The following is a 12,359-nucleotide window of genomic DNA, read 5'->3' on the forward strand; positions in this document are numbered from 1 at the left end:
TCAGTTATGCGACTCGCCGCCGTCGGCAACAAAAATCGCGCCGGTCGCGAAGCCGCATACGGGAGATGCCGCAAAGGCGACCAGATTTGCAATTTCCTCGACCTCGCCCCACCGATGATCGGGCAACACGATGCGTTGCCCCCACTTTTGCTGCAGAGCCGACGCCCGGACTGTTTTGCCAACGCCATCAACGATCGACTCGCGCCACATCTCGAAGTGTTCCCGGTGAGCTTCAAGTCCATGTGATCACTGAACGCGGCTTGGCGTGCGAGCCCATCGGGGTTGCGCGCTCTTTCGGCGTCGTATCCTGTTGTCAAATGGTTCCGAGTCGTGGAAGAAAACTATGCAGAAGCGACAGGTGCGATTTTGTGACCATCCTGCCCGCGAACGACATAGTCGGTAAAGTCAGGAATTCGCGTCATGCTCCAATAGTCGCCCATGCTCCAGGGCGTATTGGTGGTAACGCGCCCCCCGTGATTCCGATACCAGTTGCTGACGTTGTTGCGTGCCCACACCATGTTGGCGTGCATGTTGTCCACCGTGGTGTTGTACGCGTCGTGCACGTCCTGTCTGCATTCCAATGTGGCCCATTGGTTAGCCCTGAGAGCCACCAGACAGGCGGTGATGTAGCGACTCTGGCATTCCGAATTGAAGATGGCACTCCCGCCATAGCCGAGGTTGGTGTTCGGCCCGTACATGACGAACAAGTTGGGAAAGCCTGGCATCGTGATGCCGAGATAGGCGCGCGGATTGTCGTCGTTCCAGATCTCTCGCAACCGCACGCCACCGCGTCCCTGGAAGTCGATCGGCCACAGCATTCGGCTGGCCTGAAAGCCCGTTGCGAGCACGATCATGTCCACCGCATGCCTTGCGCCATCTCGCGTGCGTATGGCTCCGCACTCGATTGCCTCGATGTCGCTCGTCACGAGGTTCACGTTGTCACGCTTGAGCATTCTGTACCAATGGTTATCGAGGAGTACCCGCTTCCCGTACGGTGGATAGGATGGCGTGACCTTGGCCAGCAGGTCGGGGTCGTCGCCAACTTCTCTCCGAATATGGGCGAGCATATTCTGCCGGTAGCGCTCGCTGGTTTCGTTGAGCGATACATCGGGAGTTGCCCATTGCGGATCCACTTTCAACGCGCCGTAAACCGCATCGCCATAGGTCCAGATCATTTGCAGTCGCTTCCACCGCAAGTAATCGGGCCACTGCTGATGCAGCCGTTGCTCCGTCACGGGCACGTCGGCGTGGTACGAATTGTTTGGCAGTATCCAGTGCGGCTCTCGCTGGAAGACCTTGAGTCGGGTCACGCTGTTCGCGATGGCGGGGCCGACCTGCATGGCGCTCGCGCCGACGCCGATCAAGCCGACACGGCGGCCTGCCGCGTCGTGCTGATCCGACCATTCCGCGGTGTGAACTACCTTGCCGCCGAATTTGTCCAGCCCTGGAATCTTCGGAATGGCCGGGATGTTGAGTTGACCGACAGCGGTAATGATCGCATTGCACCAGATTTCGCTTTGCGTACCACCCGCGTCCGACACCGTGACGCGCCATTTCTGGCGTTTCTCGTCAAAAATTGCGGCTGTCACCGCAGTTTCCAGCCGGATGTGCTCCGTCAACCCGAACTCGGAAACACAACGTTCGAAATACGCCAGGATTTCGTCCCGCTTGACGAAGTAGCGTGACCATTCCGCGTTCTGCGCGAATGAATATGAATAGAAGTAGCTCGGCGTATCCACCCCACAGCCCGGATAGGCGTTCTGCTGCCACGTCCCTCCCACCGAGTGGGTCTTTTCAAGGATGGTAAACGCGATACCAGCATTCTTGAGGTCGATGCCGGCGCAGATGCCGGACATCCCCGCCCCGATGACCACAACATGAAAGTCGGCTGCCTGTTCCCGCGGCACGTCGAGTTTCGGGGCAAGTTTTCCAGTGGAGAAGCCAGCCTGGTCGAGCAACATCGAGACATAGTGCGCCTCTGGGGAAAAACCCACTGCCAATGCTATGAGACGGTTCATCACATTCGCCGGAAGATTAGCCGCCGGGCGGCTGTGAGACCGCCGCCTGGTCAGCAGCCCCGCCGCTTTTGCCAGCACTTGCGCCTTCAAGGAATCGCCAAGCTTGGGGCGTCCAGATCCGCGGCGGGCTCCCTCCAGTTCGATCAAGAGATCCATATCTCCCGTGAGGTACACCACGGTCAATCCCAGAAGTAACGGATCGGCCGTCTCGAACACCTCCAACGACACAGTCGCCTCTTCCCCCTGCTCGTCCTCGATCATCGCTTGCTGCATGTCCCTTGTACCCCCTGTCAAAAGTCCGGCTTCCGACTATTCGGTACAAATATATACTCATCGGTATTTTTATAAAAGATCGGGTAAACGCGGAATCATGCGGAATCGCGGAATGTGTACTCCAAATAAGCGTGTTTCGTCCGACTTCGAGCGAGCCTGACCGATGCATCAAGCGCAAATAGCACACACCAGTATTTTATTTTTTATACCGCATAGTAATATTGGGTACGCGTCGTGCCATCCGCGCAATTGCGATCGCCCGAGGCACATTGGCCCTACTTACATGAGGAGCAGCAGCATGCCGAATGACGTGAACGATTACTCGGTGGAACGACTGGCAGACCGAGCCGCCATTCAGGATGTGGTTTTCCGCTGGTGCCGGGGGATCGACCGCCTGGATTTCGATGCCATCAGGGCAGTGTTCCATCCAGACGCCGTCGACAACCATGGCGCCTATGTCGGCGGGGTGAACGGACTCATCGAATGGATACGTGAACGCCACCGCACCATCCCTTTTTCGATGCACAGGCTGGGCAACATGCTCATCGAATTCTGCGGCCCGGACGAAGCGCTGGTGGAAACCTATTGCCTCGCCATCCAGCGCTATCCCGCCAACGCCCGTGCAAGCCTGGTGGCGCTGGCTGGAGATCTTGGTACAAACGGCTCAGGCGAGGCTGATTTGCTGATTGCGTGCCGTTACATCGACCGTATAACCCGCCGCAGTGGGGCATGGCGCATTCAGGAGCGCACGGTGGTATTTGATTCAACCATGCTGATCGATGCACCGATTTCGGGATCAGCCGGACTGGCCCAATGGGAGACAGGCAGGCGTGATAGAAGCGATGCCCTATACCGCCAACTGTCGGCGGCCGGACTGTCGCCGTGCTGATAGCGCTTCGTTCTTCGGCGGCTGGTGGTTTTTGACTGGCGGGCGCTGATGACGAACAGATTGCTGTTGCCGCGCCAAAGGGACGTGTGCCCTCGCGAGTTAGAATTACGTACTCAGTCTGACGGCGTTATGCCGGGTCCAATAGCCATGCGTGAAGAAATCAAAGAGTACAAACGATCCAGGATAATCGAAGAGGCCTCCCGGTTGTTCTATGAGCAGGGTTTCGAAGCGACTAGCGTCGAGATGCTCGCGTCCGAGTTGGGGGTAACCAAGCCGTTCATCTACAGTTACTTCCCAAATAAGCGATCCATACTCGAAGCCGTGTACGAGCAGTCGGCCAGCCGGCTAGTAGGCCACATACAGCAGGCCTTGAAGTCAGACGGCACTCCGGAAGAGCGGCTTAGCCAGTTCATTCGTGTCTTCGTCAACGAAAACATCAAGCATCAGATCGCCGTGGGCATCTATATGCAAGAAGAGAAGAACTTGTCGCCTGGCTTGCTGGAGCGCGTGCAGGACATCGAGCGATCATTCAATAAGCTGCTGGCGCAACTCATCCAGGAGGGTGTAGACGCCAACGTCTTTCATGTTCCAGATGCCAAACTGGCATCTTTGTGTATCAGCGGGATGGTCCGCTGGGTGCACCGTTGGTACCATCCAAACGGCCGCCTGAACTCTCAGGAAATTGCGGCGAAAATCGCCACGCTGGGCATGAACATGGTCGGGTACCGCCAGCAGCCTCCCGCTGTTGACGATTCGGTAAGCGGTTGACATATCGCTGTCTGCTGCAGCAAGGAGCAATCCGAATCCCTCAGTTCCTGGTTGCATCATGTACCGCTGGGTAACGATTTGTGCACCGTCGAACTAACAAGCCGCTGTGCGGCAGTCGAAACATTCCAGCCTTCGGCAGCTTTGAGACATACCCGCTGCGCCTGTTGTTTTGCCTTGTCCACGGCGATCGCTTTCATGCGGCCGCCTCGGCGCCGGCGTACTTGAGATATGCCCGCGCGAGCTTCGCGTCGTACAGATTGCGAGCGTAGTTCTTGCCGTTGTAGCGTTCGGCGAAAACTGCCCACTCGCGGGCCTTGAGCGCGGCAAGCAGGCGTTTATCGGCCGCGACATAGCGCACGAACGCTTCGAGCTGGTCGCCTTCGCTGTTTTCCATGCGGGTCACAAAGTCATCGATGCTCGAATATTTCAGGCGCCCCCAGTTGTTCCCCATCACCTGAAACGCGCCCCAGCTCGCCGACTCATAGGCCGCGCCGGCGTCGATCAGCTCGGCCCTCGCAAGCCGGGTGTATTCAGCCGCGTTGCCCATATAGCCGCCATATTTCTGCGAAACGATGTTCGGATACTTGGCGGCGAGCGGAGCCGGATCGATGCCGCGCGCATGCAAACGCTTCCAGAACACATGGCGCTCGAACAGGATTTTCGGCCGCCCGTCCGGCAGAAAGCCCGATCCAAGCGATTCGACCTCATTCACGGTGCGCACGAGCGCGACAGGAATGCCGAGCGTGTCGGCCGCCTTGACGATATCGGCGTCGGCGAGGTGCTTTGGGTCGCGCTTGCCGGTGGCGAGCACGGCGAGCGTTTTTGGGCCGGCGACGCCATCGTCGACGAGTCCTGTTTTAACCTGTAGCGCTTTAACGGCGGTTTCGGTCGCGTCGTCGTAAAGGTGCGTCGCGTCGAGTGTGTAGCCGGCGCGGATCAGGCGGCTTTGCAGCAAGCCGACATCCGCGCCATGATCGCCAGAGCGTAGTGTTCTCATTGATTGCCACTCCACAGAAGGCGCACGAACGCTGCGGTGTGCGCGGCCGGTGCGAAAAAGATGGGCATCTCACCTCCGTCTCTTGAGAAACGCGAATACATCCACCGCTTTGACACGCTTGATCAGTTGCAGCGTGACGGTAATCACGAGCGCGGCCGCGAAGAAGGCAGCCACGCCCGTCGAGCGGATCGGCGTCACGTTGACGATCTCGGCTGCCGCGAGATAGCCCATCACGAGGGAAATCAGCATGTAAGCGATGCGCTTCAGCACGCCGATATTCTTTGTCGTGACGACGACGAGCGCCGCACCGGTAAACGCGCCGATCAGCGCAATGGCATCTATACCCGGCGCGAGGCCGAAAGCGGCCGATAGCGCTGTGGCGGTGGTGGTGTTCGGTTCGGCCATGGCGGTGACTCCAATTGGTCAAACGGCGCAAGTGACGCAGCGCTTTCGACAGTGTCGATCGCAGGCAGACAGGCAACCGCCCCCGCCGGCAACACGAAGCCTGCATTCGCTGCAAGATCGGCATAGCCGGCTACCAGTTGTACGGATCTCAAGGACGCCAACGCACCGTTGATGGTCATTATCGCGTCGAGGTTCGACAGGGGAAGGCGGTCGTTTGCCACGGTGCCGTGGAGTCGAACTGGCTCCCGCAATCGCGTTGCGGCCAGGTGTTGCGATGGTCGGACTGAAGATGGGCAAACGATGGGAATCGCGTGGACACGCTGGCCGCGTGGCGGCTAACCCGAAGTGATGAACGCGAGCGGCTCCCGCAGCCTGCGAAACCGCTCGCGTCAATGCGCTGAAAAAACCTTAGAACGAATGCCGCATCCCGATCCGCACATCGGACTGCGTATTCGACGACGACGGTGCGAAGCTGTAGCCGATCACCGCATTCACGCCATTCGACGCACGCAGATAGTCGCCGGAAATATACACATCGGTACGTTTGGACAACAGGTAGTGCAACCCGAGCGAGCCCTGGTTCCAGTGATTGCCTTCGAAGCTCGTGTGCTGATAGCCGCCGTACAGCGACAGCGCAGGCGTGAAGTTATACGACGCGCCCGCTTCATAAACCTGCATGTGCGAACTCTGCCCGAAGCCCTTGATCGTCGTATAGGTGAAATCGCCGGTGAGCATCAGGTTGCCGATCGTATAGGCCGCGCCGACCGCAAACGCGCCTTGCTTGTCCACCGGGAATGCCGACGAGCTATACAGATCGGTCACCGCGCCGGTGGCCGGATCGACGGAAACGGTCGGCTGGCCGAGGAAAGTGCGCGTGCCGATCATCGCGTACGGGTCGAAGGCATAGATGCCGAACGGATTGTTCAACTGCGTATACGCCACGCCCATGTTGAACGGACCGTGGTCATAATGCGCACCCACGCTCCATGCGCTCTTCTGATGGAAGTCGCCGGCGGTGTCGCCGAACGAGTACATGCCGCCGAAGGTGAAACCGGCAAAATCATTCGACAGGAACTTCACCGAGTTCGGCAGACGGTCGCCGTTCATCCGGTCGAAGTCGCCCTGGTGAATCGCGTAGCCGCTCGCCCATGCGGAGATGTTGTACAGAAACACGAACTCTTCGGTCATGTCGAGCTGATTGCCGAACGAGAAAGTCCCCCACCCGTTCTTGATGCCGACATAAGCCTGGCGTCCGAATTCAGCACCGCCGAATCCCAGTTGCCCATTGCCCAGGCGAAAACCTGATTCCAGCACGAAGACCGCTTGCAAGCCGCCGCCGAGATCTTCCACGCCTTTGAAGCCGATCCGGTTGCCGTACGAAATGCCGTCGTCGAATTTGAACTGGTTCGCGCCGCCGGCATTGTTCACGTAGGTGATGCCGGCATCCAGAATCCCGTACAGGGTGACGCTGCTTTGCGCATGGGCCACCGTCGGTGCGCATACAGCGCTTGCCGCGAGAACGAGTCCCGAAAGACTAACGGGATTTTTCTTCTTCATTCAATTCTCCCCTGCTCTTTGCCTGCGTAGTTCGTTGGATAAAGCGATCCCTGCTGCGCGCTGTCTTCCAACGCGCGGCGCTTCTCGCATAACGGGCAGTTCGAAACCGCTGAGACTGGTTGAAACGGATTGAAACTCGCCAAAACTGACTAAAGCTGACTAAAGCTGACTAAAGCTAACCAGGGCGACTCCACCTAATCAGGCTGATTGAGACTATCCGCAATGCATTCGATCATCTGCCATGCCTGCATCGACGGAACAAGAATACGGGTCCAGATTTATAAGGATTCGACCGGATGCGACATCAATCTGTCGAGTAGCGACCCCGAAGTCTGGAATGCCGGGCTTATTTCACCGTCCCGCCCCAGCCTCGTCTGACGCTCCCATTCCAGCGTGACGGCGGTTAGCTTCTATCCCCGTGACCCGCTGATTTGCTCTACTGCGATGATGCATGCCGCGCCCCGCGGCGTTGCCCTATCGTTCAAGTGGAGAACCTGTATGTCCGCCGATTCCCGTCCCGATCAACTGGTTCTCACGGTCGCCTGTCCGAGCGCGGCGGGCCAGGTTGCCGCCGTTGTCGGTTTTCTCGACCGGCATCATTGCTATATCGACGAACTGACCGTTTTCGACGATGACCTCAGCGAGCACTTCTTCGTACGCTGCGTGTTTCATGGCGTCGACAGCAACGAGACCCTGCATATCGCGGCACTCAAGCGCGAATTCGAATCGATCGCCGAGCGTTTTCAGATGACGTGGGCGATGCACGACGTCGGCACGCGGCCGAAGGTGCTGATCATGGTGTCGAAACTTGAACACTGTCTCGCCGATCTGCTGTTCCGTTGGCGCATGGGCGAGTTGAAGATGGATATTGCCGGGATTGCCTCGAACCATCGCGATCTGGAGCCGCTCGCGCAACAGCACGGCTTGCCGTTCCATCATCTGCCGATTAGCGCCGATACCAAGCCACAACAGGAGGCGCGTTTGCTCGACCTGTTCGAAACGTCAGGTGCTGAATTGATGATCCTTGCCCGCTACATGCAGATTCTCTCCGGCGAAACGAGCCGTGCGCTCGCGGCCCGCGCGATCAATATCCATCATTCGTTTCTGCCGGGCTTCAAAGGGGCGAAGCCGTATCACCAGGCGCATGCGCGCGGCGTGAAACTGATTGGCGCAACCGCGCACTTCGTCACCGACGATCTCGACGAAGGTCCGATCATCGAGCAGGTCGTGGAGCGCGTCGATCACTCATACAGCCCGGAGCGGCTGCTTGCGACAGGACGCGATGTCGAATGCATCACGCTTGCGCGGGCCGTAAAGGCGTTTATCGAGCGGCGGGTTTTCATCAACGGCGATCGGACCGTGGTGCTGCAATAAAAAAGCGCCACTGGAAAAGTTGATGCCGCAACTTCCACAATACCATTTTGAGCGATCGACCTTTCAAGGACGCGCCCCGCAGCCACCTTAACGCGTTTATGCACTGCAGCGCATAAACGCGTACCTTGTTCACCCCGCCCTCCTTCGGACAAACGAGTCTGCGAATCCCGTTTGACTCCAGCGGGCTTACTTCCACATCCCTCCCATAGCATCCGGGGCGTCGAGGCGCGCTTGCGCAATCTCGCCCGGGTGTTGGTAATGGTACGCGTCGAACAACTGTGAGCACAGCTGAGCAAGTGAAGCAAGGTCAACGGCCTGGTCAGCGTACTCGACCTCTCTCGCATTGAGTATGTCGTCGAGAACCGGAGCGAGACGGCGCAGTCGCACAAATGTAGCGGCCTCTAGTTTCATGTTGAAACCTCCTGTGGCCAGACGGAGCAGCGCACCCTGAGTCGGCCACCCCTCAGGCAATGCTTCATCTGTGAGTTCGAGCCGACATGCGCCAACTCCAACGCGAATCAGGCGCTTGTGCGGACCTTGACCATCTCGCTGGCCAGAATCATTGCGTCGCCATTAAGTGGCACTCCTCGTCCGCGGGTTCGGGGACGGTAGACCGGGTCGCCCCGGCCGATATGTTTTCCGGATAGGGCGCAACGCCCCGACGCGCGAGCGAGACACGGCGACCAGACCTGGTCTTCGTAGTTGCAAAGCGTCGGGTCGCGCCAGCACAGCACGAAGAGCGAATTGGAAAGTTCCTCCACGACCGTCACAGTAAAGGTGCGCACGTCACCGCCGTCCGTCTCCCGCGGACGGAACAGCCCGCCAGCGGAGCAGGAGCGGCCGGACAGGTCCGGAGAATTCCGCAGCGGGTCTGGCGGGGAAGAAAATTGATGGATGGATGCGACCATCGTCGCCCACGGGTCGCTACCCTTCGGCGACGAAGTCCGGCAGGTGGACTTCGACTGGGCGAGCCGGCCCGGCCGACGGGAAGACGGGTGATGGATTGAGGGCAGGTCGGGGGCAGTAGACGTATCGTGAAGGCCATTCTCTGACAGGATGTCCGAAGCCGTATTGGGTTCAGCGTTCAACATCGTGTTCCTCTCTGTAACAAAGAGCGAAGCAGTGGTAGAGGTCGAATAACTCCTGACTTGCAGCTACTGGATGCATATTGTGGAGAATTCGACGGTGCGGCGATAGATGTTTCTGCCAAGCCACGGCACGAAGGTGTACTCGACATATGCGTTGCTTCCGACATGTATCCAGCTATGCAAAGTATGTGACACGATGATTCCTTGGAGGCGTTTAGAGGAAACCGGTCGGGCGGGCATCCGAAAAGGCGATGGTGTCGTCGGGCCGAACCGCGAGCTTTGTGCTGTCATAACGGCAAGCGCGGTCTCGATGAGAGAAGAGTAGGTTTTGCCGAAGGGCGAATCTACTCTACGGTTGGATATCCGGATGCCGCGTTAGGGTAACTTGCTTATACGGGCGTATAGGCGCGGTGAGCAGACTTAATGAGCGGTGTCGAACGGCGCGAAACTATCTCCGTCGGCTATCATCATGAAGATGAAGAACAGAATCGACGGAGAAGTCGAGAATATTTCCGAGCGTTTATTAAAGAATGAAAGAATGGCGCCCGCAAGTTGTTGCGCCAGACCGGATGGAAGTGGTCAGCGCAGCTGCGCTAAGGGAGGCGTTCGGTGCAGGCAACAGGTTCTTCACATAAAAGCGGCAGCTTACGGCATCTCGCGCCTTTGTGGATTTGGGGCTGTATGGCGCTCGGAGCCGTTGCTGCGACCTGCTTCGGGCTGCAGTTGGGATTGAGCGCCACTGGCTACTGTCTTCTGATTGTCCTTGTCCTCTTGTCCTTGCTGGACAGCTTCATCTCATCCGCGATTTTCTCGGTCTTTGGCGCCGCGCTCCTCAACTATTTTTTCACGGAGCCCCTCTATAGCTTCCGGGTTAGCAAACCCCAGGATTACTTTTCACTTTCGGCCTTTCTCGTCACATCAATCGCGGTCACAACCCTTGTCAGGCGGATTGACCGGGTTGAGAAGACGCAGCGCGCTCAGGCACAGCTGCTGGACCTGACACACGATAGCGTATTCGTGCGCGACAGGAACGAAGTCATTACGTACTGGAATCACGCAGCAGAGACGCTTTATGGCTGGAAGAAGGAAGAGGCGCTTGGTCAAATGGTCGACGAACTTCTGAATACGGTGTTCCCCCTGGCTCGCGAGCAAATCCAGCAGATTTTTCTTCGCGAAGGCCACTGGGAGGGCGAGTTAATACACACGAGACGGGACGGCACGGCGGTAATCGTAGCGAGCCGCTGGACATTGCAGCACGACGGCGCGGGAAACCCGTTGGCCACGCTCGAGACCAATCACGACATCACGCAGCGCAAGCGCGCCGAGGAACTGCTTCAAAAGAGTCAGGCGCAGTACTTCGCCGAAGCGCAGAAGCTAAGCAAAACCGGCAGTTTTGGCTGGAATGTCTTGAGCGGAGAACTCTCCTGGTCTGAGCAGACTTTTTCTATCTTCGAGTACGACGCGGCTGTTGCACCCAACGTTGAGCTGGTCAGGCAGAGGGTACATCCGGAGGATATACCGGTGTTCGAGGAGGTGCTTGCACAGGCGAGCGGTTCCAGTCACGACTTTGACATCGAGCATCGTCTGCTTTTTCCCGATGGACGCGTCAAGCACCTCCATGTGGTTGCACACGCAGCGAACGGTCAGCCGAATAACAGGAAGTTCCTCGGGGCCGTAATGGACGTGACGCGGGCGAGGCAGACAGAGGAGCAGTTACGGCACGCGCGAAGCGAGCTTGAACGGACAAGCCGGGTAACGGCGCTTGGTGAGCTGAGCGCATCGATTGCCCACGAAGTGGGACAACCCCTTTCCGCCATCGTTACGAACGGTGAAGCATGTCTTCGCTGGCTGCATCGCCAGCCTCCGAACATGGAAGAAATAGAGGGTTGCGTGAACCACATGACAGACGAGGGAAATAGAGCCGCCGAAATCGTGCAACGTGTGAGGAAACTCATGAAGGGGGCGCCGCCGGACCGGGTGCCGGTTGCCATCAACGACGTGGTCGAGGACGCGATTGCCCTTATCGGACGGGATAGTGAGCGTCAGAGGGGCTCCCCGACCCGTTGTCTCGCGGAGGGGCTACCTCTGATAATGGGCGACCGTGTGCAGCTCCAGCAGGTGCTCATCAATTTAATCATCAACGGCCTGCAGTCGATGGCAAGCGTCAACGGCAAGCGCGAACTCATAATCCAGTCCCGCCTTGACCCTGAAGGCAATGTTGTCGTGGCGGTGAAGGACTCCGGGGCCGGTATCCGCGAGGACAATCTTCCACGACTCTTTGAACCGTTCTTTACGACACGCAACTCCGGCATGGGGATGGGGCTGGCTATATGCAGCTCTATTCTCGACGCCCATGGTGGGCAAATCTGGGCCTCCAACAACCCTGAAGGCGGCGCGACGTTCTCATTCAGCCTCCCACCAGCCACGACGCATGAGGTAGTGCGAATCTGAGACACACGAGGCGACCGGCGCGGACGTAGTTCGGTTCACATATACATTCGTATCATGTCAGTGGGCGCGGTTGTAAGCTAATCTGCGGATTAAACGAGGCGCGCGGCACCGACCGCACGTCATCCCTTGGAAAGAGAGGTCGAGGGCCGCATTTTGCAAATCACGCCTGTTGTTTCGATTGTCGATGATGATAAAGCCGTCCGTCTCGCGTTAGGCAGCCTAATCCGGTCGCTGGGTTGGCAGGTACGCACGTATGAGTCGGCAGAAGAATTTCTTTCGTCCGGGGAGGCCGCTCATACCTCCTGCCTGATTTCCGACGTTCGTATGCCCGGGATGTCTGGTATCGAAATGCATGAGCGCCTGCGTGCTCAGGGGCACGCCCCTGCGACCATCTTTGTCAGCGCATATCCGACCCCGTCGCTGCAGGCGAAAGCGGTAGGTGCCGGCGCACTCGTATTGCTGCAGAAGCCTTACCGGGCCGCTGCATTGACTCACTGGCTCTCGGTCGCTCTCGGAAACCCCTAGCGAGTCGTCCACGC

Annotated in this window: 14 protein-coding genes; 5 read left to right on the forward strand and 9 right to left on the reverse strand. The window is 58.3% G+C overall.

Translation table 11 applies throughout. The features are described from left to right. Together P3T22_RS24050 and P3T22_RS24055 are read right to left on the reverse strand one after the other, a co-directional pair. Positions 1-210 (reverse strand): SDR family oxidoreductase, encoded by a 210-nt coding sequence (locus P3T22_RS24050; RefSeq protein WP_429326340.1) that lies wholly within the window; start codon positions 208-210, stop codon positions 1-3. A 131-nt stretch (positions 211-341) separates the two neighbouring features. Continuing rightward, on the reverse strand, positions 342-2,279 hold the full coding sequence (locus P3T22_RS24055; protein ID WP_429326341.1) for a flavin-containing monooxygenase: 1,938 nt from the start codon (positions 2,277-2,279) through the stop codon (positions 342-344). Between the two features lie 310 nt (positions 2,280-2,589). Between P3T22_RS24055 and P3T22_RS24060 the strand changes: the two genes are divergently transcribed. Both P3T22_RS24060 and P3T22_RS24065 read left to right on the forward strand, forming a co-directional pair. Next, the gene (locus P3T22_RS24060) at positions 2,590-3,180 is read left to right on the forward strand and encodes a nuclear transport factor 2 family protein (RefSeq protein ID WP_429326342.1); all 591 of its coding nucleotides are present in this window, start codon (positions 2,590-2,592) and stop codon (positions 3,178-3,180) included. A 147-nt stretch (positions 3,181-3,327) separates the two neighbouring features. Then, positions 3,328-3,948, forward strand: coding sequence for a TetR/AcrR family transcriptional regulator (locus P3T22_RS24065; protein ID WP_429326343.1), 621 nt, complete (start codon positions 3,328-3,330; stop codon positions 3,946-3,948). 56 nt (positions 3,949-4,004) lie between these two features. On the opposite strand, the gene P3T22_RS24070 is transcribed toward P3T22_RS24065, so the two are convergent. From P3T22_RS24070 to P3T22_RS24090, 5 genes are all read right to left on the reverse strand, one after another. Further along, complete coding sequence (locus P3T22_RS24070) at positions 4,005-4,145, reverse strand: hypothetical protein (RefSeq protein ID WP_429326344.1); 141 nt, start codon at positions 4,143-4,145, stop codon at positions 4,005-4,007. Further along, positions 4,142-4,945 carry an N-acetylmuramidase domain-containing protein gene (locus tag P3T22_RS24075; RefSeq protein ID WP_429326345.1) on the reverse strand — a complete coding sequence of 268 codons (804 nt, stop codon included), beginning with the start codon at positions 4,943-4,945 and terminating at the stop codon, positions 4,142-4,144. The genes P3T22_RS24070 and P3T22_RS24075 overlap by 4 nt, the downstream gene beginning before the upstream one ends. A 69-nt stretch (positions 4,946-5,014) precedes the next feature. Beyond that, positions 5,015-5,350 carry a putative holin gene (locus P3T22_RS24080; RefSeq protein ID WP_429326346.1) on the reverse strand — a complete coding sequence of 112 codons (336 nt, stop codon included), beginning with the start codon at positions 5,348-5,350 and terminating at the stop codon, positions 5,015-5,017. Beyond that, complete coding sequence (locus tag P3T22_RS24085; protein WP_429326347.1) at positions 5,284-5,601, reverse strand: hypothetical protein; 318 nt, start codon at positions 5,599-5,601, stop codon at positions 5,284-5,286. Before P3T22_RS24085 ends, P3T22_RS24080 begins: the two co-directional genes overlap by 67 nt. Positions 5,602-5,758: 157 nt before the next feature. After that, positions 5,759-6,907 (reverse strand): porin, encoded by a 1,149-nt coding sequence (locus P3T22_RS24090; protein ID WP_429326348.1) that lies wholly within the window; start codon positions 6,905-6,907, stop codon positions 5,759-5,761. A 498-nt stretch (positions 6,908-7,405) separates the two neighbouring features. Between P3T22_RS24090 and purU the strand changes: the two genes are divergently transcribed. Beyond that, positions 7,406-8,281, forward strand: coding sequence for a formyltetrahydrofolate deformylase (gene purU / locus P3T22_RS24095; protein ID WP_429326349.1), 876 nt, complete (start codon positions 7,406-7,408; stop codon positions 8,279-8,281). Between the two features lie 186 nt (positions 8,282-8,467). Here the strand turns inward: purU and P3T22_RS24100 are convergent, their stop codons facing one another. After that, positions 8,468-8,692 carry a hypothetical protein gene (locus tag P3T22_RS24100; RefSeq protein WP_063499034.1) on the reverse strand — a complete coding sequence of 75 codons (225 nt, stop codon included), beginning with the start codon at positions 8,690-8,692 and terminating at the stop codon, positions 8,468-8,470. Between the two features lie 107 nt (positions 8,693-8,799). Further along, the gene (locus tag P3T22_RS24105; RefSeq protein ID WP_429326350.1) at positions 8,800-9,372 is read right to left on the reverse strand and encodes a DUF3331 domain-containing protein; all 573 of its coding nucleotides are present in this window, start codon (positions 9,370-9,372) and stop codon (positions 8,800-8,802) included. 606 nt (positions 9,373-9,978) lie between these two features. Between P3T22_RS24105 and P3T22_RS24110 the strand changes: the two genes are divergently transcribed. Together P3T22_RS24110 and P3T22_RS24115 are read left to right on the forward strand one after the other, a co-directional pair. After that, on the forward strand, positions 9,979-11,820 hold the full coding sequence (locus P3T22_RS24110; protein WP_429326351.1) for an ATP-binding protein: 1,842 nt from the start codon (positions 9,979-9,981) through the stop codon (positions 11,818-11,820). A 126-nt stretch (positions 11,821-11,946) separates the two neighbouring features. Then, on the forward strand, positions 11,947-12,345 hold the full coding sequence (locus P3T22_RS24115; protein WP_236721088.1) for a response regulator transcription factor: 399 nt from the start codon (positions 11,947-11,949) through the stop codon (positions 12,343-12,345). Positions 12,346-12,359: the final 14 nt, after the last annotated feature.

The organism is Paraburkholderia sp. GAS348, assembly GCF_050434205.1.
Taxonomy (GTDB): Bacteria; Pseudomonadota; Gammaproteobacteria; order Burkholderiales; family Burkholderiaceae; genus Paraburkholderia.

What these genes read in the sequence shown, in the direction of transcription:
- P3T22_RS24070 (WP_429326344.1), bottom strand. Translation starts at nt 4,145, where the DNA reads ATGAAAGCGATCGCCGTGGACAAGGCAAAACAACAGGCGCAGCGGGTA.
- P3T22_RS24050 (WP_429326340.1), bottom strand. Translation starts at nt 210, where the DNA reads ATGTGGCGCGAGTCGATCGTTGATGGCGTTGGCAAAACAGTCCGGGCG.
- P3T22_RS24090 (WP_429326348.1), bottom strand. Translation starts at nt 6,907, where the DNA reads ATGAAGAAGAAAAATCCCGTTAGTCTTTCGGGACTCGTTCTCGCGGCA.
- P3T22_RS24055 (WP_429326341.1), bottom strand. Translation starts at nt 2,279, where the DNA reads ATGATCGAGGACGAGCAGGGGGAAGAGGCGACTGTGTCGTTGGAGGTG.
- P3T22_RS24065 (WP_429326343.1), top strand. Translation starts at nt 3,328, where the DNA reads ATGCGTGAAGAAATCAAAGAGTACAAACGATCCAGGATAATCGAAGAG.
- P3T22_RS24075 (WP_429326345.1), bottom strand. Translation starts at nt 4,945, where the DNA reads ATGAGAACACTACGCTCTGGCGATCATGGCGCGGATGTCGGCTTGCTG.
- P3T22_RS24080 (WP_429326346.1), bottom strand. Translation starts at nt 5,350, where the DNA reads ATGGCCGAACCGAACACCACCACCGCCACAGCGCTATCGGCCGCTTTC.
- purU (WP_429326349.1), top strand. Translation starts at nt 7,406, where the DNA reads ATGTCCGCCGATTCCCGTCCCGATCAACTGGTTCTCACGGTCGCCTGT.
- P3T22_RS24060 (WP_429326342.1), top strand. Translation starts at nt 2,590, where the DNA reads ATGCCGAATGACGTGAACGATTACTCGGTGGAACGACTGGCAGACCGA.
- P3T22_RS24105 (WP_429326350.1), bottom strand. Translation starts at nt 9,372, where the DNA reads ATGTTGAACGCTGAACCCAATACGGCTTCGGACATCCTGTCAGAGAAT.
- P3T22_RS24100 (WP_063499034.1), bottom strand. Translation starts at nt 8,692, where the DNA reads ATGAAACTAGAGGCCGCTACATTTGTGCGACTGCGCCGTCTCGCTCCG.